General features: G+C 58.2%; 24 protein-coding genes and 2 pseudogenes. 16 read left to right on the forward strand and 10 right to left on the reverse strand.

The window, feature by feature from the left end; all coding sequences use genetic code 11:
• From ACN0VH_RS19970 to ACN0VH_RS19985, 4 genes and pseudogenes are all read right to left on the reverse strand, one after another.
• A pseudogene (locus ACN0VH_RS19970) lies at positions 1-192 on the reverse strand (hypothetical protein); the annotation flags it as partial.
• 297 nt (positions 193-489) lie between these two features.
• Positions 490-1,605 (reverse strand): DNA polymerase III subunit beta, encoded by a 1,116-nt coding sequence (locus ACN0VH_RS19975; RefSeq protein WP_417702247.1) that lies wholly within the window; start codon positions 1,603-1,605, stop codon positions 490-492.
• 71 nt (positions 1,606-1,676) lie between these two features.
• Positions 1,677-2,006, reverse strand: a complete 330-nt coding sequence (locus ACN0VH_RS19980) for a hypothetical protein (RefSeq protein ID WP_417702249.1) — start codon at positions 2,004-2,006, stop codon at positions 1,677-1,679.
• Positions 2,007-2,241: 235 nt separating this feature from the next.
• The gene (locus tag ACN0VH_RS19985; protein ID WP_417702250.1) at positions 2,242-2,511 is read right to left on the reverse strand and encodes a hypothetical protein; all 270 of its coding nucleotides are present in this window, start codon (positions 2,509-2,511) and stop codon (positions 2,242-2,244) included.
• Positions 2,512-3,107: 596 nt separating this feature from the next.
• Here ACN0VH_RS19985 and ACN0VH_RS19990 point away from each other — a divergent pair.
• Positions 3,108-6,944, forward strand: coding sequence for an HYR domain-containing protein (locus ACN0VH_RS19990; protein WP_417702252.1), 3,837 nt, complete (start codon positions 3,108-3,110; stop codon positions 6,942-6,944).
• Between the two features lie 276 nt (positions 6,945-7,220).
• Here the strand turns inward: ACN0VH_RS19990 and ACN0VH_RS19995 are convergent, their stop codons facing one another.
• Positions 7,221-7,910, reverse strand: coding sequence for an XRE family transcriptional regulator (locus ACN0VH_RS19995; protein WP_417702254.1), 690 nt, complete (start codon positions 7,908-7,910; stop codon positions 7,221-7,223).
• Between the two features lie 240 nt (positions 7,911-8,150).
• Between ACN0VH_RS19995 and ACN0VH_RS20000 the strand changes: the two genes are divergently transcribed.
• Positions 8,151-8,474 carry a hypothetical protein gene (locus ACN0VH_RS20000; RefSeq protein ID WP_417702255.1) on the forward strand — a complete coding sequence of 108 codons (324 nt, stop codon included), beginning with the start codon at positions 8,151-8,153 and terminating at the stop codon, positions 8,472-8,474.
• An 8-nt stretch (positions 8,475-8,482) separates the two neighbouring features.
• Here the strand turns inward: ACN0VH_RS20000 and ACN0VH_RS20005 are convergent, their stop codons facing one another.
• The 3 genes from ACN0VH_RS20005 to ACN0VH_RS20015 all read right to left on the reverse strand — a co-directional run bounded on the left by ACN0VH_RS20005 (position 8,483) and on the right by ACN0VH_RS20015 (position 10,094).
• A complete protein-coding gene (locus ACN0VH_RS20005; protein ID WP_417702257.1) occupies positions 8,483-8,986 on the reverse strand; it encodes a WYL domain-containing protein in 504 nt (167 codons plus the stop codon).
• 330 nt (positions 8,987-9,316) lie between these two features.
• Positions 9,317-9,556: a hypothetical protein gene (locus ACN0VH_RS20010; RefSeq protein WP_417702259.1), complete on the reverse strand. Its 240-nt coding sequence runs from the start codon at positions 9,554-9,556 to the stop codon at positions 9,317-9,319.
• 193 nt (positions 9,557-9,749) lie between these two features.
• On the reverse strand, positions 9,750-10,094 hold the full coding sequence (locus tag ACN0VH_RS20015; protein WP_417702261.1) for a hypothetical protein: 345 nt from the start codon (positions 10,092-10,094) through the stop codon (positions 9,750-9,752).
• Positions 10,095-10,500: 406 nt separating this feature from the next.
• Between ACN0VH_RS20015 and ACN0VH_RS20020 the strand changes: the two genes are divergently transcribed.
• The 5 genes and pseudogenes from ACN0VH_RS20020 to ACN0VH_RS20040 all read left to right on the forward strand — a co-directional run bounded on the left by ACN0VH_RS20020 (position 10,501) and on the right by ACN0VH_RS20040 (position 13,359).
• Complete coding sequence (locus ACN0VH_RS20020) at positions 10,501-11,373, forward strand: helix-turn-helix domain-containing protein (RefSeq protein ID WP_417702263.1); 873 nt, start codon at positions 10,501-10,503, stop codon at positions 11,371-11,373.
• A gap of 288 nt (positions 11,374-11,661) precedes the next feature.
• Positions 11,662-11,862, forward strand: a pseudogene (locus ACN0VH_RS20025) (DNA translocase FtsK); the annotation flags it as partial.
• Positions 11,863-12,039: 177 nt separating this feature from the next.
• Complete coding sequence (locus tag ACN0VH_RS20030) at positions 12,040-12,315, forward strand: DUF2312 domain-containing protein (RefSeq protein WP_417702332.1); 276 nt, start codon at positions 12,040-12,042, stop codon at positions 12,313-12,315.
• Between the two features lie 3 nt (positions 12,316-12,318).
• Positions 12,319-12,738 (forward strand): DUF1064 domain-containing protein, encoded by a 420-nt coding sequence (locus ACN0VH_RS20035; RefSeq protein ID WP_417702265.1) that lies wholly within the window; start codon positions 12,319-12,321, stop codon positions 12,736-12,738.
• 3 nt (positions 12,739-12,741) lie between these two features.
• Positions 12,742-13,359 carry a hypothetical protein gene (locus ACN0VH_RS20040; RefSeq protein WP_417702267.1) on the forward strand — a complete coding sequence of 206 codons (618 nt, stop codon included), beginning with the start codon at positions 12,742-12,744 and terminating at the stop codon, positions 13,357-13,359.
• Positions 13,360-13,513: 154 nt separating this feature from the next.
• Here ACN0VH_RS20040 and ACN0VH_RS20045 read toward each other — a convergent pair whose 3' ends face one another.
• Together ACN0VH_RS20045 and ACN0VH_RS20050 are read right to left on the reverse strand one after the other, a co-directional pair.
• Positions 13,514-13,915 carry a type II toxin-antitoxin system HicB family antitoxin gene (locus tag ACN0VH_RS20045; RefSeq protein ID WP_417702269.1) on the reverse strand — a complete coding sequence of 134 codons (402 nt, stop codon included), beginning with the start codon at positions 13,913-13,915 and terminating at the stop codon, positions 13,514-13,516.
• A 117-nt stretch (positions 13,916-14,032) separates the two neighbouring features.
• A complete protein-coding gene (locus tag ACN0VH_RS20050; protein WP_417702271.1) occupies positions 14,033-14,215 on the reverse strand; it encodes a type II toxin-antitoxin system HicA family toxin in 183 nt (60 codons plus the stop codon).
• 206 nt (positions 14,216-14,421) lie between these two features.
• Here ACN0VH_RS20050 and ACN0VH_RS20055 point away from each other — a divergent pair, with 206 nt between their 5' ends.
• The 9 genes from ACN0VH_RS20055 to ACN0VH_RS20095 all read left to right on the forward strand — a co-directional run bounded on the left by ACN0VH_RS20055 (position 14,422) and on the right by ACN0VH_RS20095 (position 22,874).
• Complete coding sequence (locus tag ACN0VH_RS20055) at positions 14,422-14,760, forward strand: hypothetical protein (protein WP_417702273.1); 339 nt, start codon at positions 14,422-14,424, stop codon at positions 14,758-14,760.
• 9 nt (positions 14,761-14,769) lie between these two features.
• Positions 14,770-15,447 carry an NlpC/P60 family protein gene (locus ACN0VH_RS20060; RefSeq protein ID WP_417702275.1) on the forward strand — a complete coding sequence of 226 codons (678 nt, stop codon included), beginning with the start codon at positions 14,770-14,772 and terminating at the stop codon, positions 15,445-15,447.
• Between the two features lies 1 nt (position 15,448).
• Positions 15,449-15,658: a Pam3-gp28 family putative phage holin gene (locus ACN0VH_RS20065; protein WP_417702277.1), complete on the forward strand. Its 210-nt coding sequence runs from the start codon at positions 15,449-15,451 to the stop codon at positions 15,656-15,658.
• Positions 15,658-16,041: a bacteriophage spanin2 family protein gene (locus ACN0VH_RS20070; protein ID WP_417702279.1), complete on the forward strand. Its 384-nt coding sequence runs from the start codon at positions 15,658-15,660 to the stop codon at positions 16,039-16,041. Before ACN0VH_RS20065 ends, ACN0VH_RS20070 begins: the two co-directional genes overlap by 1 nt.
• 173 nt (positions 16,042-16,214) lie before the next feature.
• Positions 16,215-16,769 carry a terminase small subunit gene (locus ACN0VH_RS20075; protein WP_417702281.1) on the forward strand — a complete coding sequence of 185 codons (555 nt, stop codon included), beginning with the start codon at positions 16,215-16,217 and terminating at the stop codon, positions 16,767-16,769.
• The gene (locus ACN0VH_RS20080) at positions 16,766-18,715 is read left to right on the forward strand and encodes a phage terminase large subunit family protein (RefSeq protein WP_417702283.1); all 1,950 of its coding nucleotides are present in this window, start codon (positions 16,766-16,768) and stop codon (positions 18,713-18,715) included. Before ACN0VH_RS20075 ends, ACN0VH_RS20080 begins: the two co-directional genes overlap by 4 nt.
• A 13-nt stretch (positions 18,716-18,728) precedes the next feature.
• Positions 18,729-19,259, forward strand: a complete 531-nt coding sequence (locus ACN0VH_RS20085) for a hypothetical protein (protein WP_417702285.1) — start codon at positions 18,729-18,731, stop codon at positions 19,257-19,259.
• Complete coding sequence (locus ACN0VH_RS20090; RefSeq protein ID WP_417702287.1) at positions 19,256-20,851, forward strand: phage portal protein; 1,596 nt, start codon at positions 19,256-19,258, stop codon at positions 20,849-20,851. Before ACN0VH_RS20085 ends, ACN0VH_RS20090 begins: the two co-directional genes overlap by 4 nt.
• Positions 20,778-22,874, forward strand: a complete 2,097-nt coding sequence (locus ACN0VH_RS20095; protein ID WP_417702289.1) for a phage major capsid protein — start codon at positions 20,778-20,780, stop codon at positions 22,872-22,874. Before ACN0VH_RS20090 ends, ACN0VH_RS20095 begins: the two co-directional genes overlap by 74 nt.
• Positions 22,875-22,926 lie beyond the last annotated feature (52 nt).

Consider the following 22,926-nt stretch of genomic DNA (forward strand, 5'->3'; position numbering starts at 1 on the left):
GGTGCAAGGCGGGTGCATAACGGCCATTAGATCCCAATCCCCCTGCATCACGTCGAGAATGTCGCCCTGAATGTGGCAGTTGGTGGGCGTGTCAGACGGGAGCAGGTCGCAGGACCAGGCATCGTGCCCAAGGGCGAGAAATGCCTCTCTCACGACTCCGCTGGTTTCGCATCCGATCAGAACTTTTGCCATGCTGATAGGCTTTCCATTTTTGGGCGCGCCGGGTCGCGCTGGCAGAAATTAATTGGGGAGGTGAAAGGCGCCTGCCATGTACAGGAGGGAAACCGGGACTGACCAAGAGGCCAAGGCGCCCCAAAAGCTGTACTGGTCGTTTCGAGGCTGACCGCGCCAGACCAGGTGGAGGCCAAGGCCAAAAAAGCCCAGGGCGAGGTATGCAATCATCCATGCGTTCAAGGTGCTATCTCCTGAAAAAGTGAAAAAGGGCTAGGGGCGCGGCCGTTGTTCGTGAGTGGTGGGCTTGTTTGGAGATCAAACGCGCATCGGCATAAGGACGTAGAGTAGATCTTTGTTGTCCTCGTTTGTGAGGCGGGCCGCTGCGCTCTTATTCAAGGCGCGCAGGCGCAGGTCGCCAGCGCAACGGGTCAGGGTGGCCAAGTATGGCGTATGGAAACCGATATCGTCGCCGCCCTTGGCTTGGGTGCCAATCGGGATCCGAAGCTCCCCTTCATTCTGCAACTTTACCGAAACCTCTGCCTTTGATGGGCTGATCTTGCAGGCCTTGGAGCACTCATCGGTGACAGCCAATAGGCGTCGGGCGGTTTCTCTGGTGATCACCACGTCAATCGGGCCTGTGTCCGTTGGAATGACGCGTGTGTAATCTGGAAAGGTTCCATCGATCAGCTTGGTGCTAAGCGAGTATAGCCCCTTGTTGAAAGTCACCCGATCATTACCGTGGTAAACTACCTCTACAGTCTCGTTGCCCTTTGCGGACAGTATGGATTGTAGGATGGTCGTGGCGGTGCGGGGGATGATCACGTCAGTGTGTGGTGCTGGGCAATCCAGATCCAGCCGCGCCAATTGATGCCCATTGGTGGCGACCATCCGGCTCTTCTCGCCATCTCGGGTCCAGAAGATGCCGTTAAGATAGTAGCGAGTTGCCTCTGACGAAATGCAGGGGGAGACCAGTCTTAACGCACGGTGTAGCGCTGTCTCACTGACCTCTACCTGTCCCTTCGGACGGGTCAATTCAAACGTGGGCCAGTCGCTCGGTGTGATCATCTGGTTTAGGGTTAGTTCCAGTCCATCGGCGCGCAGCGTGATGTGCTCTTCCTGTGCATCTATCTCGAGTTCAGCCCGGCCGGACATGCTGCTCAGCAGGCTGATCAACCTCGCACCATTGGTCAGAAATGACCACTTTCCCTTGGCCTCGCATTCGATGAGCTTGCAGGCCTCAATATCCAGATCGGTGGTGGTCACGGAAAGCGTGTTTTCGTTCACGTCAAAGCGGTGCATGCCAAGAACCGGAATAGTGCGAAAGCGCCCCTTGGCCTTGCTGGTCCAGGTTAGCGCGGCGCGCAATTCGCTAATATCAACTGTTGCGGTGCGGGTTTTAGTGATCCCTTTGAAATCTGTGTGGGCGTTCATCTGTGTTTCCTTTCCGTTCCGATTGTGCGGGTATCCGTAAGTGGTGGGCTTGCCGCGCCCCTGGGCAGCGATCACGCTGCGGGTGTGTCTCTGGCGCTGGGCGCCAGCGCCTGTCCGTTGTAGGGGCAGTCTGGGCGGCCATCAGTGGCGCGGCGGTTGCGGGCGCCAGCCTTATGGGCCGCTGCCGTCCAGGTGAGAATGGCGGCAAAGAAGTTGTCGGCGCTTGCCGTGATACCGTGCAGTTCGGCGCGGTGGGTCAGGTTTTCCGGTTCCCACCAATCGGATGGATCATCGCTGGGCGGGGTCAGTTCGCCGCCCAGATCCTGAAACCGCAGGATCTTGCAAAGGCCCTGCTGGGCGGTGATTTCAGCCGCGGCTGCGGCCAGGCTGTTTGGGGGCATGGTGTGACCTCGGTGGCGTTGATGCGCGGGCGGTGAACTTTGGAGGAGGACTGAGCCGCCCGCGCTAATCCGCGCAGTCGGGATGAATGCGCGGAATTCTGAAAGATTGGACTGGCGCTGTCCTCCTAGCGCTGTCCGGCTTTCCTATGGGGGCTGCGGGGGTGCCCGCTGGCAGGCCCATAGGTTCTGCTTGCGCCGCGTTGTGGAATTCATCCGGGCAAGGCGGTCTGATGGATCAAGCCGCATGGCGGCGCTGAACCCGGTAGCCCTGTTTGGCGGCATAGCTGCGCACAGTCTCGCCAACCCGGTTCAGGGTCTGGTCAATAGGTTCGGGGGCTGGTGTGGGCTGCCCGATCAGGTGCTGAGGGTGCAGGCGCAGCGGGTCAAATCCCTGGCCGCGCGCGGCCTTCATAGTGGCCCAAGCTGCAGAAAACAGGCTGGTGTCGTGCAGGTGATCCTCGGGCGAGGTGACGATCTGGCGGGCTGTTTTGGTAATGTCGTTCATTCAATCCTCCATCGGTTGATGTGATGATTGATATAGGGGACAAAAATCCCTGTCAATATATTTAGGGGAAAATTGTCCCCACATTTTGATTTGAGCACAACGTTCATGTTGCGAAACGTTGTGAAATAGGGGGATGGTCTACCGTTCAGTAGCCGACCGCCTCGGGCCTTCAGCAGCTTGGGTGGGGTATTGTCAATTATCGCGGGAAGCAGCAACGCGCAGATAGCGACCATTGCAAAGTCAGGTCCAGCGGGCGGCGGGACCTGACTACGGCCCAGAGCTGGCTTTGGGCACATGTTCAGGTGCTGCTACGCAGCGTTCCCGAAGCAGTCGTTCGACATATTGCGCAGCATTTTATCGGTTCGGTAGCACAGGCGCAATGGGACTGGCTGGGGCTAGAAACCCTTGAACGCTGCGTGTCACCGCTAAGGTCGCCTGATTTTCCAAACCGGTAACCTGCTTAATTTGCTCACTTTAGTTCGTATAATCCACTTAATGCTGAAAGTGACTGATTTATTACACCTGTTCACCACTAGCTAAGATTCGCCCGACTATAGGTCTTTCAACTGGACCGATTTTTCGCACTGGAGACCCATTTGAGCACCTATAGAATAACTGCGCGCCTCTCCCCGATTGTGCTGGGCATGCTTGCCCAGCCCGCGCTGGCCTTTGACGAGATGGATGACTATTTCCACTGGTCACCGTTTGGGAGCTGCTATGTCGAAACAGAGGTGCACTACCACTACCAGACTGCCTATGTCAGGATTTCCGGCCACCTCCCAGACAGTTATTCTGGAGGGGGGCAGTGGGACCATGGCAACGCGTACATGCACGAGGACACAATCACGGAAGCAGTAATCGCTCAATGTCTGAGTGTAGATGTCAGTGAGATCAGCCTGACAAAAAATACCGGGCCGGATATCGAATACGAGTATGATTCTGACATAGGTTTTGCCTTCACCCTGCACAGCAATACGCCGCAATATGCGGCCGGGAATTATCGTTACGTCACCGATTACAGCACTTCCCCCTTAAGAGAAAGAGACAGTACTGCGCCGGTACTGACGCCGCCTGCGGATCTTTCAGTCTCGACAGAGACTGGGCTGGCAACCGCCACGCTGGATGTCACCACACTGGGCTCTGGCGACGATAACTGGGATAGCTATGTCGAGATCCTCTACAAGATCGGTGGCACCACTGTGAGCGGGGACTATGCCTTTCCCGTTGGCGACACCACCGTCACCATGGACGCCACCGATTCCTCGGATAATGCTGCGACCCAGGTCAGCTTTACCGTGCGGGTCAGTGACGCCGAGGCCCCGGTGATCACCGCGCCGGCCAATCAGAGCGCCAAAACAGCGCTAGGCGGCAGTACAGTATCCTTGGATGTAACCAATCTGGGGTCTGTGGCTGACAATGTCGACAGTGACCTGCCCATCACCTACCGGGTAGGTGGTACCCACCTCGACGGTGCCTATGATTTCCCGATAGGCGAGACCACCGTCACCATGGTGACGGAAGATGCCGCCAGAAATGAAGCCGATATGGCCAGCTTTATTGTGACTGTTGTTGGCAATGCCGCACCGGTGCTAACGCCCCCCGGCGCCATTTTTGCCAATACCGATCCCGGTGAAAGCACCCACACACGCGACGTGACAGGGCTTGGCTCGGTTAACGATGATGCAGACAGTTCTGTCGCCATTACCTACCGGGTGGGCGAAACGGTCCTCAGCGGCGCCTATGCCTTTCCTGTCGGCGTCACCACCGTCACCATGGATGCCACGGACACGGATCATAACCCCGCCGCGCAGCAAAGCTTTGCCATTCGGGTCAGTGACGCCGAGGCCCCGATAATTACCGCGCCCGCCAATCAAAGCGCCCAAACGGCGCTGGATGGCAGCTCCGCATCCTTGGATGTCACCGGCCTTGGGTCGGTTTCCGATAACGTCGACAGTGTTATCGCCATTGCGTACCGGGTGAATGGGACCCTGCTCGACGGAGCCTATGATTTCCCAATTGGAGAGACCACCGTCACCATGACTGCGGCGGATGCGGCCAGGAATGAATCCGATATGGCCAGTTTCCTTGTAACTGTTGTTGGCAATGCCGCCCCGGTAATCACCGCGCCAGACAACCAGAGCCTGACCGCCCCAACAGGAGCCGCCTCGGTCGCGCTGGATGTCACCAAACTTGGCGCAGTCAGTGATGATGCTGATACCGGTCTTTCCATCACCTACAGCATCAAGGACAGGCCAGTCACCGGGTCGTATGACTTCCCCATCGGGGTCACCACCGTCACCATGGATGCCTCGGATACAGACCATAACGCAGCCGCGCAGGTCAGCTTTAATGTCACCGTGTTGGACGCCGAGGCCCCGGTGCTGACCGCGCCGGACAATCAGACCGCCCAGACCGTGCTGGACGGCAGCACCGTATCCCTGGATGTGACCACCCTTGGATCAGTGGCTGACAATGATCTCGGCAGCGACTTGGTGATCACCTATCGGGTCGGCGATACTGTCCTCAGCGGCGCCTATGACTTCCCTATTGGCGTCACCACCGTCACCATGCATGCGGCAGATTCCACCGGGAATGCCGCCAGTCAGGTCAGCTTTACGGTCACCATCCTTGGCAATGCCGCCCCAGTGCTGACAGCGCCAGACACCCAGACGGTGATTGCAGAGCTGGATGCTACCAGTGCCTCGTTAGATGTGACCGACCTTGGTGCGGTCAGCGATGACACCGACAGAGACCTGATGATCACCTACCGAGTCGGCGATACAGTGCTCAGCGGCGCCTATGACTTCCCTATTGGCACCACAATTGTGACCATGGACGCCACGGATAGAGACGGCAATACCGCCGCTCAGGTCAGCTTTAGCGTTATCATTTCTGAACCCGATGTCTCGCCGCCCTCCGCACCAACAATCGCCAATATTGACGTTCTCCCCGATCGGCGCCTGGTGGTGTCCGGCACCACCGAACCCGGTGCGCTGGTGACCATCACCTTCCCTGATCAATCGCAACAGCAGACAACCGCCTCGGGCGGCACCAGCAACCGCGCCTTTACCCGCGCCGTAAGCAGTGCAAACACCAGCGCCGCAGCACCTGGCAGCTACTCGGTCACATCGGCAACGGCCCAGCCCAGCGGAAATGTGCAGGTGACCGCCACAGACAGCAGCGGCAACACCTCGGTGGCGACAGCGGCCATTGCGGATACCACCGCCCCGGATGTGGTGATCAGCGGCGGCCCCGCCAATGGCCAATCCGTCGCCCTTGGCTTTGATGTTACCGTGACCTTCAGCGAAACCGTCATTGGTTTTGACGCCACGGATATCACCGCAACCAATGCCACTGTGGATGGGCTGACGGGGTCTGGCGCGGTCTACACCGCCCGCATCACCGGCACCGGAAACGGCGATATCAGCCTGCAGGTGCCTGCGGCCTCCGCCGAAGATGCGGCGGGCAATGACACCACCGCATCCAATACCCTGGTGATTGCTGACACCACGGTGATCGAGACGCAGAAACAGATCGCAGGCTTTATGCAGTCGCGCGCCAATCAGCTGATCGCCAATCAGCCCGGCCTGACAGGCTTTCTCTCTGGCGCGGGTTCCCCGCAGGGCAGCGCCGATGTTTCGGTCACCCGCGCCGCCGGCACCTTCAATATCGCCTCGCGTTCGGGTCAGCCGATCTGGTTCAACCTGAAAGGTAACTGGAGCGAGAACGACAGCGCCGAGACCCGCTACGCCTTTGGCGCATTGGGCGGACATATCACGGTGAACCGGCAGCTGCTGATCGGTGCCATGCTGCAGTTTGATCATCAGTCGCAGGACGATGGGGCAGCCTCTGTCAGTGGCACCGGTTGGATGGCCGGCCCCTATGTGGTGGCCCAGCTGCCCGCGCCGAACCTCTATCTGGAAGGGCGCCTGCTCTACGGTGAAACCTCAAACCGGATCTCGCCCTTTGGCACCTATGAGGATGATTTCGACACCACACGGGTGCTGGCCCAGGCCAAGCTCTCGGGCACTGTCGACTATGGTCGCAGCCTGCTGACGCCCTTCTTTGACGTCTCTTATGCGAATGAAGAGCAAAAGGCCTATACCGACAGCCTCGGCAATCGGATCGGCGCCCAGAAGATCCACCTGCGCCAAGCGGCCTTTGGTCTTGATGTCGCGCATCCGGTCGCCGTGGCAAAAGGCAAGCTGGACCTGACCGGCGGCATCTCGGGGATCTGGTCCTCAACCAGCGGCACCGCAGTGGCACAAACGGTCATTCCATCCTACTCCGGCTGGCGCGCCGCGCTGCGCTTTGGTCTCGCCTATACCTGGCCCAATGGCGGGTTGCTCACAGGCGCTGCCGACTACGACGGGCTTGGCGCTGCGGGCTACGAAAGCTTCGGGCTTAACCTCCAGTACAGCTTCCGTTTCTGAGGCTCACAAATCAACGGGGGCGGCCCTAAGCAGGCCGCCCCCTTTTGTTCATTCCGGCGGGGAGACCTACGCCAAAGCACATCACCGCCGGATATACTGTCAGCCAAAAGCAAAGCCGCGACCCTGCCAATTTCGCGCCCCTAGGCACAGCACCCCCCCTGATGTGCAGCGCAGCACTAGGATTCGATCCAATAGGGGGCTAATGCCCGCTTTTACCAGTCTGGCCCAGCCCCTTCGCAGGCGCAGCTAAGGTCCGGTTTCCGCCCGCAGCATCTTTTAGTTGGTTTTTCTAGCGAGTTCGGCGGGCCAGTGGAGCCGAACCTTTGCCGCCCACTTGAGCCGGACGTTCCATATATTGTTCGCGCCGGGGTTCAGGGAAATCAGGTGGAATAGCCCCGGTTCGTCGCCGGGCTTGATCTGCTTGACCCAGCCCATGCCGTCCTCATCTTCGCAGACGCAGCGGTGACCAATGTCATCCGACGGCACGGCGTCATGGCCGTTGCGGGTGTAAAACAGCAGATCCCCGGCAGAATAGACAGGTTCCATGCTGTCGCCCTCGACCTCTACCGCGACAATGCCATGGGGGGATAGTCCGGGCGGGCATTCGACCTGGGGGCCGTCGCCTTTTTCATAGACGTCAAACAGGGGGACCTGGGCACCAGCACCGACTTTACCAGCGATTGCGATGGTTGGGGCTACTTGGAAGTCGCCTGCCATGAAACTTTCAAGTGAAACGCCTGTAGCGGCGGCAAGCCGTAGAGCATCTTCTGCATTGGTGCTTTGCGTCTTTCCCTGATTGATCTTCTTCAGCTGCTCGTAAGAAACACCAGCCTTTTCGGCTAGTTTTCGCATCGAAAGTCCTGATGCGGCCATTGCTCCGTTGAGCGCTTCTCTGAATGTCAAAGGCATGGGGTGACAATATTCCCTATTGGTCGTCAGGAATAGGAGACGATTGTCCCTTGTCATTTGGGGATAATAATCCCTATATGGCAACATGATTACTGCACACCTGATTTCGGATATCGAGACTTTTGCCTCTTTGAGGGGGATCGCTCCGGCGACGGTTACCAGCCGAGGTGTTGGGAATAGTCGACTTTATCACCGCCTGAAAAATGGCAAAAGCTGTACGTTGGATGTGGCCGAGCGGCTGCGCGCTTATATGGCGGAAAACCCGCCGCCCGCTGCGGCACAGTCGGAGGGGGCAGCATGAGCCGCCCCCGTCTGACCCTGATTGTGAACAATGATACCCCATGCTCGCAGGATCTGCCGCGCGCTGGGCAAAAGTCTTGGTCAAATAAGTTTGACCCGTATGCCCTAAAGGCCAATGCGCCGGACCTTTGGTCGGCCTATTTTCGTCACCGCTTCAACAGCCCCCGCGAAGTGGCGTTGTATTGCGACGTGAGCTTTCAAACCGCGCTGAACTGGTGGGGGGCAGTCACCGCCCCCGCCAGCCATATCGCGCTGCTGGTCATTCTGACCGACCCGAACGCGCCAGCCTTTTTTGGGCAGGCGATGGAGGAGGCGGCATGATGGGAAGTTCAACTACTTTTGCGACGTTTATTCCACCATCTCGCGACGAAAAAGGCCAGCACGCAATAGAAGGTCAAAACGACAACTGCCCAGCCAAGGCCAGAAGCGTACCAAATGAAGCCCGAATGCAGAATGGCTATTCCCCAGTAGAATTCGACAGTTTTTTTGGTGAGTGGGTTTTCTTCTTCAATGTCGGAAGCAAGTGCCTCAACTTCAAAACCGTCTGGCTCGTCGGCTTCCCAAAACTCATCAGGAATGTCGTCGATGCTGCCTGTCTCAAGTTCGCCGAGCAATGTTTCGGTCTCGAGTACTTGGCCTCCCTCCGAGGTCAAGCCAGTGATCCTATCAAGGCGAAATGTGCGGGCGTCATTGTACAAATCACACCAGCCATGAAGGTAAATTTTCCCGCCCCTGCTTTCTTGAAAAAGGAAGGTGACAGCCCGATCAGTTTCTGCCCCAGCGGCATCACGGTAGGTCAAATTTGTAATGATGGGTTTGAAGGTTCGGCTCAAGAATCCGTCTCCTCATCAAACTCACTCTTGAATCGGTTTGTCCAAAAGTATGCCAAAGCGAAATCGCTCCTTTCTTGTTTGCGAAGCAAGGGGTGTAGCGGGTCGCGCGTGCGAGGTGCGGCCCGCAATCAAACGGTATCATCAATGCCCGGACTATCTGCCAGAGGTTGCGGCTGTGCAACCTGTGTTCAGATCGGGGCCCGCACATGAGAGGGCCACAGGATAAGCCGCACCGCCTTGAAATCGACCTGGGCGAAGGTCGTGGCGGCATGAATGGTTCGCTTGCAGCCCTTGGTTCACTTGGTCATGGCTCAGATCTCGATGGTCTTACTAAGTGTTGGAATCGTCGAAAAAATCGCCTTTTGAGAAGTCGAAATAGACTTCCCCTATCTTTTTTCCGATGCGGTCAGTCACCTCGTGATGTCCATCTTGGTATTCGCCGCGCTCTAGTTTGTCGGCAATCTTTCTCAGTGCCGCAGCAGTCCAACCTCGAGCTACGTTCTCTGACGGACCTGGGCAGGTTAGTTCCACGTTGCATTCGATATACTGCATCAGCTGTGGTTCGCTCATTATGTTTGGCCTCTTTTGGGGGGCTAACGAAAGGTGCAATCAAGTCGGGCTTGGCCCGCGCGGCCCTTGCTTTTTCGATTGTTTCACCATGCAGAACATCACCTATAGGTTGCGAAAATGCAAGCTTTGGTCAGATCGGGGCCCGCACATGAGCGGGCCTCTGGACAAGCACGCATTTGATGCCGTTATGCGGTCAATTGGTGCCGAGGTAGAGGTGCAGCCCGCGCAGGACGGCAAAGACCAAGCCTGCACAGCCTGCAATGTAAAGGATCACCCCAGCGGGAGTGAGCTTCCGGTAGGGGATTTCGACCACGCCGAACGAGTATACACGCTGCCGGAAGGTGTGCGTTTCCGCTTCTCCGAAACCGATGCCGATCATGGCAGCGGCAATCGAGCCGATCAGCAGATCGTCGTGGGGGCTACCAATGAGCATGGTCCAGACGCCAGCGACCAGGCCAGCCGCACCAAGAGCCGCATACCACTTCTCAGCGACCACAGCCGCCAGGCGATCTATCGTGTTTGCAAATGGTGCCGTCATTGGGCTCGAGCCTCCTTTAGCAGGGGGCGCAAATGATCGGCATTCAAACTGGCCGCATTGCGCGGCTGGAAAACGGATTTCATTCCGTCGGTTCCTTGTATTGGGGCGGGATGAATGCGCGCGGCAGGGGTCGAGACCTGCCGCGCATCCCACGGTTTTCAAGGATTGCAGGGTTTCGTGATTCTCAATCGCGCGCCTCTGGCTCTTTTTCCTTTTCCGAACACGCGCCGGAAATCTTTCACGCTGAACATCACGGGACAGCGGAACAACAAAACTGCACTGCATACCGGGTCCGGCGCGGACGGCATGACCTTTCATGGGCCGGTAAGTGCAATCACCGGGGCGCAGGCAGGCGCCAGAGGCGGGTTCTCCCGTCACTGCCACTCATTCAACGGAGGGCAGGGGCATGAGCATCGAGATACATGCACTGATCAAGCGCCGCGTAGTGGGTTCGCCCACCAAGAAGGCAATCTTGCTTTATATGGCCGACGCTGCCAGCGATGACGGCTCAGGGATCTGGGTCAGCAAGGGCAACATGGCGCTCGATCTGGAAATGAAAAGCAAGCGCACTGTGCAGACCAATATTGCCGATCTGGTAGAGGCCGGGATCGTCTCCGAAGTCGGGCAGCGAAAGTGCAAAAACGGCTTCACAGTCGAATACCGGATCAATCTCAACACGGTTTCGAGCCTCCCCCAGACCCGTGCAGCAAATGCACCCGTACCACAACATATAGCGGGTGCATTAAATGCACGGGTGCAGGAGATGCGCCCGACAGGTGCAGGAGATGCACCCCCACCCGTGCAGGAGATGCACCCAAACCATCCTTTGAACCATAATAGAACCTTGTGCGCGGCTGACGCCGACCACACACAACAACTAGATTTTGATTTTTCTGGTTTCTTCGATCAGTTCGCCGATGCCTTCCCCCGAATGGGCGACGCAGAGAAAACCGAGGATGCACTGCGCAAGGCGCTGGGCGAGGGCACAGCCCCAGCCAAGATCCTGGTCGGGGCCAAGGCCTATGCCGTCGAGCAGAAGGGCAATCAGCCGCGTTACATCAAATATTCCGAGAACTGGATTGAGGAAAAGCGTTGGCGCCAGCATGTGACCAAGCCGGTTGCATCCGTGGATCCGCAGAAGGTGCTGGAAGAGCGCGCCAAGGATATCCAAGCCCGCAAGCCATGGGCCCGCACCATCAAGGTCAGCCAGGCAGGGGAGTGCATCACAGCCGGTCTGGTTTCGGTAGCGCAGTGCCGCGCGGCGGGGATCAACGTATGAGCGCCCAACACGCAAACCCAGATCTGCACGGCACCCGCTTTGGCAACGTGGTGGTCACCGTGGATCTCGAGCTAGGCGACTGCATGGTTCGGGCCCCCCAGAAAGGCCGGATCTGCACAATGCCCCGCACGATCAGGTTGAACAGCCTTGATGAGATCCGAGGCGCATATGCGGCGCAGGCCCAGCTGGCCCACTGCAGTCCAAAAGAAAACCCGCATGCTGCCGATATTGCCCGCGCCCTCAAACTCGCTGGCCAAAAGCTCAAAGCCAACCAAGGGAGAAATCGCAATGCTCGATAATCCAACAGAACCGCTGAAATCCGAAGGTGACGCCCTCTACTTCCGTGCGGCCGCATTGGTTGTGAAAGAGGGCAAGGCCAGCACCTCGTTTGTTCAGAGACACCTTGCCATTGGCTACAACAAGGCCTCCCGCCTGGTTGAGCGCATGGAAGAACAGGGCATTGTGTCTGCAGCCGATCATATCGGGAAACGGGAAGTCGCCACGATTGATACGATCCGCGCAGCTATTGCCCTGAACAGTGATCTTCCCAAAGACGCCGACAAGGCCGCGCTGGTGAAAGCCCTGGCAGCCGCCTCTGATGATATTGCTGCGAACGCCCTCAAGGGGGCCCATGACAAGCAGCGTCAAAGCCAGGGCAAGCCCCCTATGAAGGCAGACCAAGATTTTGATCAGGCCGCAGATGCAAGCTACCGGGCGACGGCAACTGAGCTGCGCCAGTTCATTGAGCGCTTTGAACGCCTGGACGCTGAAAAGAAGGATATCGCAGAGCAGCAGAAGGAGGTCATGGCAGAGGCAAAGTCCCGCGGCTACGACACAAAGGTGATCCGCAAGGTGATCGCCCTGCGCAAGCGCGACCAAGACGATATCGCCGAGGAAGAGGCGGTGCTCGAAATGTACAAAGAAGCATTGGGGATGAGCTGAGCCATGACAGAGCGAATGACAGCACAGGAATACCAAGCCGCCCAGCGCGCCGAGACAGAGCAGGGAGAAGACCGCCGCCGTGTAAGGGGAACCAAGCGCACAACAACGGCAGACGGCATCACCCATGACAGCAAGACAGAGGCCCAGCGCTGGGAAGAGTTGAAGCTGATGCAGGCGGCAGGCGAGATCTGTGGGCTGCAGCGCCAGGTCGATATCGGCCTAGTCGGGCGGGACGGCCCCATTATGACCGATGGCGGAAAACAGCAGCGGGTCTACCGTGCGGATTTTGTCTATGTCGACAACGCGCTGGGCATCACTGTTGTTGAGGATCGTAAGGGACACGAAACCGAGGTGTTCAAGCTGAAAAAGGCGATCCTTGCCGCCCAGGGGCGCGAAATCAAGATCACCAAGGCGAAGGGCTAAACCATGGGCATAGAGCAGGGGCTGCCCTTTGATGAAGATCAGGGCGTGCTGGGCGGTAAAGAGGCAGAGCTGCAAGCCGAGATCCGCGAACTGCGCGGGCTTCTCGAGCGTGCTGGACGCGCTGGGCGTGCCGCACCTAACCGCCCAGCGCCAAAGGTCATGGCCCAGCAGCTCGCCTTGCCTGATGTGGTGCGCTACCCCCTTGCTGAGTTTGCCGAAGGGCGAGGGAAAAGGGTGCCGTTGCCTGAAAGCGTTGAAGAGATTGCCGAGGTGATTGGGCGCGGTGATGCGGTGCGGCTGATGGAAGGCACGCGCGCCAGCGGAAAGCGCCGCTGGCGCCGCTCTCTGTATGTCCCAACCGATATGACCGCAGAGCACCGTATCGCCTCTATGATCGGCCTAGAGGCCGCCACACGCCTCAGTTTCAGCCATGGCAACTGCATTGTTGAGCTGCCGTCCTGTTTTGCTCTCAGAAAGGCCTATGCCGCAGACCATGCGTTGCGCCTGCGCGATGCAGGTGCTTCCCAGGCAGAGATTGCCAGAGAGCTGGGCGTCGAGCCGAAAACCGTCCAGAGCTTGCTGGATGCAGCAGATTATTGGCAGCCTCGATTGGTGCGATAAAATTCGATACTGAATGAAACAGGCACCGAATTACGCCAGAGGGATGGGGCTGAGCAGATCGGGCATCTGACCTGTTGCACCCTGGAATTTGGTTGAGGATTAATCCAAACGGCAAAACTTTGACTCCCGCGCGAAAGGGCGCGGGAGTCATTTCTCAGGCGTCGCTATATTCCTGTTGGATTTCCTTGCGCGCTGCCATGGCAAGGAATGCAGAGCGTGTCAGCCCTGCCAGGTCTGCTGCATCGTCAATTGCAGCCCACATAGCGCGATCCATGCTGACGTTGTTACGCACAGACTTTGTAGATCTTGCGATGTAGGGAACTGCCAAAAGGTAAGCGCCTTCTGCCAGATCCTCGGTTACTTCTTTTTTAATCGCCTCGATATCACGAGGTTTAACCACCTCATGACCATCTGCAAAATAATCATCCAACGCTGCAATGGCGTTTTTCAGAATATCAGCAGAGGTGTCTGCGGCTGCGAAGCAACCCGGAACATCGGGAAAGTGCGCCCCGTAGGCGCTTCCTTCCTCATGGTGGATTACCGCGATATATGTCATGTTGTTTTACCCATTCACCGACTCCGTTTGTTGTCTATGTGACTTTTGTCACTATTGCTTTTGGCCAAGCGTGGCGTGTTATTGAATAGCTACCCTTTGCGGTGCCTACGGGCTGGATCAAATCCAGCCCGCCTGCTTTGCAATCGCGCGGGCTGTGCCAGTCGGCAAGTCGCGCTTTGGATGGGGTATGATCACTGTCTGCGACCCTTTGCGAAGTTTTACGTGCGAACCGTTCTGAGACACTTTCGTAAAGCCCTGCTCGAGTAGCTTCTTGATGATCTTTTTGCTATTCCGTTCCATGTGTAAATAAATACACACAACCCACCGTTAACGCAAGGGGTGGTGTGTATTTAAATACACAACATTTCCGTTGTCGTGATATAAATTCCGAACGGCCACGCTATTCAAGAAAACTGCCAGAGGCGTGCGCCTTAACTTTCAGCGATTTTACCTCAAACCTACGGGCGCGCGTGACCGCCGTCAGTTAGCGAAGAGGGCGCAGTTGCATGTCGCAGCCGACAATCACCAAGAATATTTCACTGGGCACAATCCTGAGCCTGGCGACAATCCTTACCTCCCTTGCCTTTGCCTGGGGGCAGTTCAACACGCGCATGTCAGTGACAGAGGCGACGATCTCCCGCCTCGAGGGGCAGGTTGTTGCGCTGGATGATTTCCAGCGGCTCGAGGATCAGCTCGAGAGTATCAACCCTCGCCTGCGCCAGGTTGAACAACGGATCAGTGCGCAGGATGCCACCCTAGACCGCATTCTCGAAACGCTGGTTGATATTCGTGCGCGGTTAGATCGGCGGTCGCCCCCATCCAACTATTTTCCCGAAAGCCAATAGGAGGCAGCCATGAGCTATTTCAAGGCCATTCAAGGACGTTTGCTTGAGCTGGGTTTCAATCCGGGGCCTATCGATGGTTTGCGCGGCCCCAAGACAGATGCCGCTATTGTCGCTTTTAAGCGCTCTGTCGGCCTGCGCCCGCGCCCATACCTCGGGCCTTTGACAATTGCCGCCATCATGACACGGCCCAGTGAGCGTCGGGGGCAAGCGCCTTGGATGGCAGAGGCATCCGCCATTCGTGGCCTACATGAGGCGCGCGACACATCGCTTTTGCGTCAGTGGTTTGACAAATCGGTGAGCTGGATCGACCCGCGAGAGGTGGCTTGGTGCGGTGCTTTTGTGGCGACCTGTCACCGCAAAGCCTTGCCGGGCATCGATCTGCCAAAGAACTCTTTAGGCGCGCGGAATTGGCAGCGCTGGGGGCAGGAAGTGAAGCCGATCTTGGGCGCAACGCTGGTTTTCTGGCGCGGCTCAAAGGCGGCTTGGCAGGGTCATGTCGGCTTTTACCACGGCGAGGACGCGACACACTTTCATGTGCTGGGCGGGAACCAGAGAAACTCTGTCAACGTGACCCGAATTGCCAAGAACCGTCTTCTAAGCGCGCGTTGGCCCCGCAACGAAAAGGTGACCGGCAAAGCGGTCCTGGTTGCATCAAACGGCACCCCAATTTCAAACAATGAGGCCTGATATGAAGAACAATTTGGCACTTTTGGCGCGTATCGGCCTGTATTTCGCGGGCGGATGGCTGGCCAATCAGGGATATGCCTCGTTTGATCAGGCAGCAGGCACAATTACCTTGCAGATTGAACCGCTGGCCGAGGTCCTGGGCGGCCTGCTGGTGGCTACAGGCACCTTTGCCGTGTCCCGGGTGGTTAAGGCCAAGGGCGGTCACACCTGATGGCCCTGCGGGCATGTCTCCCGGGGCTGTTGGTGCTGGCTTCATGCGGCACCCCTGTTGGGCAGCTCGCTGAATTGGCAGGCGGGGGCACGAATGTCGCCGCCAATGTGCAGGTGGGCCGCACCAATGCCCAAACGCTGGGCAGTGCTGAATTCTCAGATCAGCGGATCGTGCGCCCGCAGGCGCGCACCATCGAACAAAGCGCTGGCCGCACCGGCGTTCGCAGCGAGCGTGTCGAGACGCTGATCGTGCGGGAAGATCCCCCCGCCTGGCTGCTGCTGCTCGCATTGATCGGGTGGCTGGCACCGACGCCGCGCCAGATCGGTTTGGTCGCCTGGTCTGGCGCTCGCCGCATGTTTTTACGGGTCCTTCCCGGGGGGTAACGGCCTGTGGGTAGTCCTATGCGCAGAAATTTATGTGTGCGTGCCCCTAGGGGTAGGGGTTGTTGTTTATATAGACTGTGCAAGCCGTTGAAATAAAACGCAGATATAGATTGGAAATGTAAAAAAGCCACCTCTTGAGCAGAATAGAGGCGCGGTATTGGTCAGGGGTTCAAGTGACTGTAAAGAAAAATAAATCACGCGGCAGAGAAGTAAACCGTACCGAACTGGCCGAAATCAACGGCGTGTCGCTTCCTACTATTGAAAGCTGGGTGCGGCGCGATTGTCCCGTTGTGCAGCGGGGCGGGCGCGGACGGGCTTGGACATTCAACACCGCCGATGTTCGAAACTGGCGCGAGGACGATATCAGAGCGGAGTCCAGCCATACGGCGCACGCCACTAAAGACGAGTTGCTGTTGCGCAAGTTGGCCGCCGAAACCGAACAGGCTGAACTGGATCTTGCAAAATCCAAAGATGAGGTTGTGCCGGTCGAGCAGCTGGAACGGGCCATGGTCAAGGCCTTTGGTGAGGTGCGCGCGGGCCTGCGCAATGTGGTGCCCAGCCGGGCGGCCAGCCGTTTGCTGGGTGAAACCGATGAGACAACACTCAAGGCCGTTTTGCTGGAAGAAATCGACCACGCGCTCGAGGCCCTGGCCGATAGTGATCTGATCAACGAATCCGATTTGGATCTTGAAGACAATGAGGAAAGCGAGGGGGCGGAAAGTGCGTGAACGTCCGGGCTGACTTTTCCAATGCCAGCGCGGTAGTTCGGTCATCTAGGCGGGCCCGCAATTATCTGCGACCGCCCCCAAACCTGCTGCCGTCTGAGTGGGCAGAGGCCAATGTAAAAATCCCGGTCGGCAATGCCGTGCCGGGTCCAATGCGGTTTGATAACGCGCCCTATCAGCGCGAAGTTATCGACATGACTGCCAACCCACGCTGCGAGCGCATTTCGCTGATGTGGGGCGCGCAGGTTGGCAAGACGCAAACCGCTCTGGCGGCGCAGGCATACCGGATCGGGTTCAACCCCGTTTCCCAAATGATGATGCAGCCCAGCCAGGGGGATCTGACCACCTGGCTCGAGACCAAATTCAATCCGATGGTTGAAGCCAATGAGGGCCTGCAAGAGGTGCTGGCCAAGCCGCGCGGTCGGGATGGGGTCAACAACCAGCGTATGAAGAGTTACCCGGGCGGGTTCCTCATGTTCAGCTGGTCTGGTTCGCCCAAAACCATGCGGGGGCGGTCGGCGCCCTTTATCGTTTGTGATGAAACAGACGGCTATGACCGCACCAGCGAGGGTCACCCGGTTGGCCTGCTATGGCAGCGCGCCGCCACCTTTGGCGATCAGCGGCTCTTGCTCGAGATCAGCACCCCAACAATCAAGGGCGAAAGCCATATTGAGACCGCTTTCGAGCAGGGCGATCAGCGGTATTTTCACGTTGTCTGCCCGCATTGCGGCCATGTGCAAAAGCTCAAATGGGGGCAGGTCGATTGGGACAAAGACGAGAACGGGGAGCACCTGCCGGAAACCGCAACCTATCTCTGTGAGGCAGACGGTTGCGGAACGGCCTGGAATGATGGCGAGCGTTGTGCGGCTATCCGAAATGCTGAAAAACAGGGCGGCGGATGGATCGCCAGGAAACCCTTTAGGGGCCATGCCTCTTATCACCTGTCTGAGCTCTACAGCTGTTTTCGCCGCCTAAAAGATATTGTGCAGAGCTTTCTGGACAAGAAAGCCGCAGGCGACCTGCAGACCTTTGTGAACGTCTCGCTGGCTGAAACCTGGGAAGAGGCAGGCGACAAGCTCGAGGCTGCGGATTTGATGGCCCGGGCAGAGAAGTTCAGCGCACCGGCGCCGCGTGGTGTGGGTGTGATTACCGCAGGCGTCGACATGCAAGGCGACCGGCTCGAGGTGGAAGTTGTTGGCTGGGGCCTGGGGGAAGAATCCTGGTCTCTTGGCTACCATGTCTTGTGGGGGGATCCGCTACGGTCTGAGGTCTGGGATGAGCTGGACGAATTGCTTGACGATAGCTGGACCCATGAAAACGGCAGCGAATTGCGGATCTCAGCTGTTGCTCTTGATACGGGCGGCACGGTTGGGGGCTATACCCAGGCGGCCTATGACTATGCCCGCACCCGGTTGGGGCGCAAGGTTTTTGCCATCAAAGGCGTTGGTGGCTGGGGGCGGCAAATTGTAGGTGCGCCGAGCAAGATCCGCCAGCGCGGCAAACGTCCCGTGCAGTTGTTCTCTGTCGGTGTTGACGAGGCAAAAGTCGTGGTTGCGCAAAGGGCGCGGATTGCTGGTCCCGGGCCTGGTTACAACCACTTTCCAGAGGATCGTGACCCAAACTGGTTTGACATGTTCACCGCAGAAAGCTTGCGCACCAAATACCTGAAAGGCTTCCCTATTCGCGAATGGCACAGCCTGCGCCCGCGCAACGAGGCCTTTGACTGCCGGGTCTATGCCTTGGCCGCGTTGAAGATCCTCAACCCCAATATTGCCCGTTTGGTAAGGGCCTTGGAAGTCGAAGACGAAGAGATCGAGGCCCAGGTCGAAGCTGAGCCCCAGAATGAGCCGGAGGAAAAAGAGCCAGAGGTCACGCCGCCCCAAAAGCCGCAGGCTACGGGAAAGCGCGTCTGGAAGCCTAAGAGCAAGAGGCGACGGCGCGGCATCTGAATAGGGCAATATCGTGAGCGCAATTCCTGGCGAAATCGGTGCGGGTGTCACCTTTCGGGCAACTGTATCTTTGCCGGTCTACCCGGCTCCCGAGTGGTCGGTTGACCTCATTCTGCGAGGCCCCGGTCAGATCGACCTGGCCAGCACGGATGATGGCGACAATCATTTGTTTCATGCAGCCGCGAGCGTCACCAAAGACTGGGCACCGGGACACTACCGCTTTGAATTGCGGGCTAGTGACGGGGTGGAAGTTGTCACAGTTGAGACAGGCGAGGCCCGGATAGCCCCGGATCTGGCGGCGCTGGGACAAGGCTTTGATGGCCGTGACCATGTGCGCAAGGTGCTGGATGCGGTCGAGGCGGTGATCGAGAACCGCGCGACCATCGACCAGCAAAGCTATCAGATCAACAACCGCTCGCTGCAGCGCACGCCCTTGAATGAGCTGTTGCGGCTGCGGGATCGGTACAGGGCCGAATTGCGTCAACAGAAACAAGGTGGTCGACGCGGCGGCCTTGGGCCGCAGATCAAGGTTCGGTTCGCATGATTGGCGGCTTTTTCAAACGATCTGCCACGGCTGCCGAAGAGCCAAAGCGGGTATCTCCACCCGCACTTTATCGGCCACGCCGTTCTAGTGCGACCCGGTTCATGGATGCGGGCCAATCTGACCGGATGACAAGCGGTTGGACCAATAGCCCGCTGCCTGCGGATCAGATCATTCGCCGCAATTGGCGCACTCTTGTCGCCAGGTCTCGAGAGCAGGCAGTCAACAATCCATATGGTAAGGCCTTCCAGCGCAGCGCGCGGCGCAATGTGATTGGCCCCAAGGGGTTCATTCTGCAGGCGCGGGTGAAAGATGACGACGGCAAGCTGGATAAGGGCGCAAACAAAGCGATTGAGGACGCATTCAAGCTGTGGAGTCGTGCGGGCAATTGTGATGTGACGGGCCGTCGTTCTTTCCGGCAAATTCAGAAAGCCTTGATGAATGGCTTGGTGACAGATGGCGAATTCATGCTGCGCTTTGTTTATGGCGCTGACGCTGGCCCCTGGGGCTTTGCTATTCAAGTGCTGGACCCGATGCGCTGCCCCGTCGATATGGATGAAGAACGGCGCCCGGGCGGCGGCTTTATCCGGGCAGGTATCGAGTACAGCAAGCTAGGCCGCCCCGTTGCGTATTACTTCACAACGCTGAGTCCAAACGAATCCGATTACTACTACGGCAACCGAAATTTTGTCAGAGTGCCGGCTGATGAGATCGTGCATTGGTTTGAAGAGGATATTGTCGGCCAAAAGCGCGGTCTGCCTTGGATGGCCACAGCACTATGGCGCATGCACCAGTTGGGCGAATTTGAAAAAGCTACGCTTGTTGCAGCCCGCGAAGGAGCCAACAAGCTGGGGTTTATCGAGTGGGCCGAGGGCACCGGGCCGGAGTTGGAAGAGGGCACCGAAGCCGAAGATATCGAAATCGAAAGCGAGGCTGGAACTCTACAGACCTTGCCAGAAGGGGCCAGTTTTAAAAGCCATGATCCGCAGTTTCCAAGCGGGGAAGCGGCTGTATTTTCAAAGCATATGCTGCGCGGGATCGCGAGCGGTTTGGGGTCTGCTTACAACGATTTGGCCAATGACCTGGAAGGCGTGAACCTGTCCAGCATTCGCCATGGTGTCCTGAGCGAGCGCGACAACTGGCAGGAAATTCAAGAGAGCCTGATCGAAGCTTTTTGCCTGCCATTGATTGAGCGCTGGATCACGCATTCTCTCTTGTCAGGGCGTATCCGGCTGGCGAACGGCTCACCCCTGCCAGCCGCCAAGCGCCAGAAATTTCAGGCCGTCGAGTTCTTGCCGCGTCGCTGGGCCTGGATTGATCCGGCCAAGGACGTAAAGGCGGACGCCGAGGCTGTCGACAACCTGTTCAAGCCCCGGGGCCAGGTGATCCGAGAGCGCGGGCGAGACCCCAGCGAGGTCTATGCCGAAATTGCAGCCGACATTGAAGACATGCGCGCGGCGGGAATCCCCGAGGAAGTCATTACCGCGTTGATCACAGCAAAAGCAAAAGGAGGGCAGGGCAATGGCCAGCAAGGCAACACCCCCAAAACCGGAACGCCCGGCAGCGGTTCCGAAGAAGACGGCGAAACCGATTGACCTGGTTGGTCGCTCGCTGACACGGGCGATTACACCAGAGCAGATCAACGCAGGTGAACAAGGCACCTGCCGCGGCCTTATGCGTGTGGTCGAGGTGCGTGAGGTTGATGAGGAAAACCGCACGGTTGAACTGGCCTTTTCCAGCACCACGCCTGTTGGGCGTTGGTTTGGTGATGAGGTGCTTTCGCACAAGCGCGGGGCCGTGAAGCTTGGTCGCCTGAAGAACGGCGGCGCGCTGCTGGTTGGGCACGATTGGGATGATCAAATCGGCGTGGTGGAAAGTGCCCGCATTGATAGCGACCAAGTGGGGCGTGCGGTGGTGCGCTTTGGCAAGAGCGCCCGCGCGCAAGAGATCTTTCAAGACGTGGCTGACGGCATCCGGCGTCATGTGTCGGTGGGCTATACCGTGCGCAAGATTGATCGCGAGGTACGCGACGGCCAGGCCGACCTGATCACCGTCACCGAATGGGAGCCCTTCGAGATTTCAATTGTTTCGGTGCCTGCGGATCAGAGCGTTGGCGTTGGCCGGGAAATGGAAAATCCGCCAGAGGGCGCCAGCCAGCCTACAGGGCAAACTGTGGGGGAAGGTACGGGCGCGGATGGCTTGCCCGCTGAAACAGGACAGAGGACGCAAGAGATGAAAACTATCATCACCCGCGATGCCAAGGGCAACAAGGTTCGCGCGAAAGTGGACGAAAACGGCGATATCGTCGAAGTGATTGAGGTGCTGGAGCGCGCCGAAAACGGGCCAGGCAATGGCCAGGACAGTGCAGCATTGATCGCTCGTGGCCGCGAGCAGGAGCAAACCCGCGTGCGCGAACTTAATGCGCTTGGCGTTGAATACGGGGCGCCAGATTTGGCGCTGCGCATGATTGACGAAGGTGCGGGCGTCGAAGATATGAACCGTGAATTGCTCGGCTATTTGAACAATCGCAGCAACCAGCGGCAGGTTTCCGATGACAGCAATATCGGCCTGACCGATGAAGAGGCCGGGAATTTCTCGTTTATTCGCGCAATCCGCGCGCTTTCTGATCCGGGCAACCGGCGCTATCAGGAAGAGGCGGCTTTTGAGCGCGAAGCCTCTGACGCGGCGGCCCAGCAGATGGGCCGGGATGCGCAGGGTCTTATGGTGCCGACTGAGGTGCTTACGCGCGCACTGAGCACCAGCACCGCAGGTGGTGCTGGGGAAACGGGTGGATATGCTATCGCAAACCCTTTGCTGGCGCAGAGCTTTGTTGAGATGCTGCGCAACCGCTCTGTTCTGATGGGCATGGCCACCCCTCTGGGTGGTCTGATCGGCAACCCTGACATTCCGACGCAGGAAGGCGGCGCGCAAGGCTACTGGATCGGCGAAGATGATGATGCGCCAGAAGGCACCCAGGTTCTTGGTCAGCGCCAGCTGAGCCCCAAGACGGTTGCGGCTTTTTCTGAGCTGACCCGGCGCTTCCTGAAACAGACCAGCATTGACGGTGAAGCACTGGTGCGCCGAGATCTGGCAAGCGCTCTGGCCCTTACCATCGACAAGGCTGGGTTCTACGGCTCTGGCGTTGGCAACGAGCCTCTGGGCATCAAGAACACCAATGGTGTGAACGTGGTCGATTTTGGTGGCGCGGGTTCTGGCGGCGGTGTTGCTTTGCCGACCTGGGGAGAGGTCATTGCCATGGAGACAGAAATCTCTGCTGACAATGCCGATGTGAACTCTATGGCCTATGCTCTCAACGCTCGCATGCGCGGGCATTTCAAGAGCACCGAGAAATTTGCGGGCACCAGCGGCCAGCCGATTTGGGAAGGTGGCAATACCGTCAACGGTTACCGGCCAGAGGTTACCAATCAGATTGCAACCGGCGATCTGTTCTTTGGCAACTTCGCGGATCTGGTCATTGGCATGTGGGGTGGCCTTGATATCACGGTTGATCCTTACACCCATAGCCGCAAGGGGCGTTTGCGCATCGTGACGATGCAGGACGTGGATTTTGTCATTCGCCAGGCGGCAAGCTTCTGCTACGGCTCCGACGCCACCTAAGCCGCTGACAATCATTCTGGCGGGCTGACTGGCCCGCCTCTTTTTGACGACG

The organism is Pseudophaeobacter sp. (genome assembly GCF_048267565.1).
In the GTDB taxonomy this organism is placed as follows: Bacteria; Pseudomonadota; Alphaproteobacteria; order Rhodobacterales; family Rhodobacteraceae; genus Pseudophaeobacter; species Pseudophaeobacter profundi.

Excerpts from the sequence above, each read along its gene's own strand:
- ACN0VH_RS20030 (WP_417702332.1), top strand. The coding sequence starts at position 12,040 with ATGAAGGCAGACCAAGATTTTGATCAGGCCGCAGATGCAAGCTACCGG.
- ACN0VH_RS19995 (WP_417702254.1), bottom strand. The coding sequence starts at position 7,910 with ATGACAAGGGACAATCGTCTCCTATTCCTGACGACCAATAGGGAATAT.
- ACN0VH_RS19975 (WP_417702247.1), bottom strand. The coding sequence starts at position 1,605 with ATGAACGCCCACACAGATTTCAAAGGGATCACTAAAACCCGCACCGCA.
- ACN0VH_RS20070 (WP_417702279.1), top strand. The coding sequence starts at position 15,658 with ATGGCCCTGCGGGCATGTCTCCCGGGGCTGTTGGTGCTGGCTTCATGC.
- ACN0VH_RS19985 (WP_417702250.1), bottom strand. The coding sequence starts at position 2,511 with ATGAACGACATTACCAAAACAGCCCGCCAGATCGTCACCTCGCCCGAG.
- ACN0VH_RS20040 (WP_417702267.1), top strand. The coding sequence starts at position 12,742 with ATGGGCATAGAGCAGGGGCTGCCCTTTGATGAAGATCAGGGCGTGCTG.
- ACN0VH_RS20055 (WP_417702273.1), top strand. The coding sequence starts at position 14,422 with ATGTCGCAGCCGACAATCACCAAGAATATTTCACTGGGCACAATCCTG.
- ACN0VH_RS20000 (WP_417702255.1), top strand. The coding sequence starts at position 8,151 with ATGAGCCGCCCCCGTCTGACCCTGATTGTGAACAATGATACCCCATGC.
- ACN0VH_RS20095 (WP_417702289.1), top strand. The coding sequence starts at position 20,778 with ATGGCCAGCAAGGCAACACCCCCAAAACCGGAACGCCCGGCAGCGGTT.
- ACN0VH_RS20010 (WP_417702259.1), bottom strand. The coding sequence starts at position 9,556 with ATGAGCGAACCACAGCTGATGCAGTATATCGAATGCAACGTGGAACTA.
- ACN0VH_RS20015 (WP_417702261.1), bottom strand. The coding sequence starts at position 10,094 with ATGACGGCACCATTTGCAAACACGATAGATCGCCTGGCGGCTGTGGTC.
- ACN0VH_RS20060 (WP_417702275.1), top strand. The coding sequence starts at position 14,770 with ATGAGCTATTTCAAGGCCATTCAAGGACGTTTGCTTGAGCTGGGTTTC.
- ACN0VH_RS20045 (WP_417702269.1), bottom strand. The coding sequence starts at position 13,915 with ATGACATATATCGCGGTAATCCACCATGAGGAAGGAAGCGCCTACGGG.
- ACN0VH_RS20050 (WP_417702271.1), bottom strand. The coding sequence starts at position 14,215 with ATGGAACGGAATAGCAAAAAGATCATCAAGAAGCTACTCGAGCAGGGC.
- ACN0VH_RS20020 (WP_417702263.1), top strand. The coding sequence starts at position 10,501 with ATGAGCATCGAGATACATGCACTGATCAAGCGCCGCGTAGTGGGTTCG.
- ACN0VH_RS19980 (WP_417702249.1), bottom strand. The coding sequence starts at position 2,006 with ATGCCCCCAAACAGCCTGGCCGCAGCCGCGGCTGAAATCACCGCCCAG.
- ACN0VH_RS20090 (WP_417702287.1), top strand. The coding sequence starts at position 19,256 with ATGATTGGCGGCTTTTTCAAACGATCTGCCACGGCTGCCGAAGAGCCA.
- ACN0VH_RS20035 (WP_417702265.1), top strand. The coding sequence starts at position 12,319 with ATGACAGAGCGAATGACAGCACAGGAATACCAAGCCGCCCAGCGCGCC.
- ACN0VH_RS20065 (WP_417702277.1), top strand. The coding sequence starts at position 15,449 with ATGAAGAACAATTTGGCACTTTTGGCGCGTATCGGCCTGTATTTCGCG.